This is a genomic window from Janibacter hoylei PVAS-1, from assembly GCF_000297495.1.
GTDB lineage: Bacteria > Actinomycetota > Actinomycetes > Actinomycetales > Dermatophilaceae > Janibacter > Janibacter hoylei.
In genome coordinates this window covers 1-1,623 of record NZ_ALWX01000073.1, presented here as the reverse complement: position 1 = coordinate 1,623, position 1,623 = coordinate 1, and the positions used below count along the sequence as shown (strand labels likewise).

General features: G+C 67.2%; 1 protein-coding gene and 2 pseudogenes. 1 reads left to right on the top strand and 2 read right to left on the bottom strand.

Annotation, left to right across the window (positions count from 1 at the left end; all coding sequences use genetic code 11):
• A pseudogene (locus tag B277_RS17630) lies at positions 1-173 on the bottom strand (IS30 family transposase); the annotation flags it as partial.
• Positions 174-268: 95 nt separating this feature from the next.
• On the opposite strand from B277_RS17630, the gene B277_RS13635 reads away from it, so the two are divergent.
• A protein-coding gene (locus tag B277_RS13635) for an IS3 family transposase (RefSeq protein WP_156811799.1) occupies positions 269-1,383 on the top strand; the annotation gives its coding sequence in 2 pieces (ribosomal slippage) (positions 269-542 and positions 542-1,383; 1,116 coding nt in all).
• A gap of 43 nt (positions 1,384-1,426) precedes the next feature.
• Here B277_RS13635 and B277_RS17040 read toward each other — a convergent pair.
• Positions 1,427-1,623 (bottom strand): annotated as a pseudogene (locus B277_RS17040) (helix-turn-helix domain-containing protein); the annotation flags it as partial.

Genomic DNA, 1,623 nt, shown 5'->3' with positions numbered 1-1,623 from the left:
TGGAGTTCATCATCCGGGAAGTCGATCGGCAACCGACGCGCGATCTGCTCCGGGCTCCACGCCTGCGTCCAACGACGATCCTTGCGATGGGGCTTGTTACGGCCCTTCCACTCCGGCCCGTCCGGCCCCACTACCTCGCCGTCGGGCGTGTGGACGACCCCGGCCAGCCGGTCTGGACGTAATCACGCTGGCGTGACCCCCGTTGGTTGGTCCGGGTGGTGTGAGAGTCCTTGCGGCCCACGAGGGTGGGCAGGAAGGCTCCATCACCATGACAACGAGGAAGCGACACACGCCTGAGCAGGTCGTGCGCAAGTTGGTCGAGGCCGACCGGCTGCTGGCCGGGGGCGCTGACACGGCCGAGGTTGCCCGGCAGCTCGGTGTCTCCGAGCAGACCTACTTTCGGTGGCGTAACCAGTTCGGCGGGCTGAAAGCCGAGGACGCCAAGGAGCTGAAGAAGTTGCGTGCCGAGAATCAGCGGCTCAAGCGTCTGCTTGCTGATGCCGAGCTGGACAAAGACATGCTCCGCGAGGTCGCCAAGGGGGAATTCTGAGCCCGGCCCGCCGACGCGCGGCCGTTGTTCACCTGCGTCGAGTCTTCGACGTCAGCGAACGGCGTGCGTGTCGGCTGGTCGGGCAGCACCGATCCACCCAACGCCACACCCCGCCCGCGCAGACTCCTGATGATCCCGACGCTGGGCTGCGGGCCTGGCTGCGCGCCTACGCCGGGGCCCATCCCCGGTGGGGACACCGGCGCGCCTACCACGACGCCCGCGGCCAGGGCTGGGTCGTGAACCACAAGAAGCTCCAGCGGCTGTGGCGCGAAGAAGGGCTACGTGTGCACGTGCGACGCCGCCGTAAACGGGTCGGATCCTCGACCGTGCCACCAGTCCCGACCGCCACCTCGGCCAACGTGGTGTGGGCGATCGACTTCCAGTTCGACTCCACCACCGACGGCCGACCGATCAAGATCCTCTCCGTCGTCGACGAACACACCCGCGAAACACTGGGCGGCCTTGTGGAACGCTCGATCACCGCCGAGGCCCTGGCCGCCGAGCTGAACCACATCGTGGCCGCCCGTGGCGCCTCGCCGGCGGTGCTGAGGCTCGACAACGGCCCGGAGATGATCGCGGCAGCACTGGCCCAGTGGGCCGGCACCCAGACCGGGATGCTGTTCATCCCACCCGGCGAGCCCTGGAAGAACCCCTTCATCGAATCGTTCAACAGCAGGCTGCGCGACGAGTGCCTGAACATCAATCTGTTCTGGTCGATGACCCACGCCCAGGTCGTCATCGGCGACTGGAAGACCGAGTACAACCACGACCGTCCCCACTCATCCTTGGGCTACCTCAGCCCGGTGGCCTACGCTGCGGTCTGCACCCATTGATCGGACTCTCACACGACCTGGACCGATCCACGGGGTCCTGCCAACGCAGCCGCTCGTTAATCACCATCTTGGCGACCTTCGGTCGCCGTGCTCGTCGCTCGGCGTGCCACTGCGCAACCGTCGCGCGGTACTCGGCCTGCGCTGACCGACTCGATGCGCCCCGCCGCAGCTCGCGCGAAATCGTCGACGGATTACGTCCGAGCCTTCGAGCGATCTCGCGGGCGCTGATGTTCGTGGGCG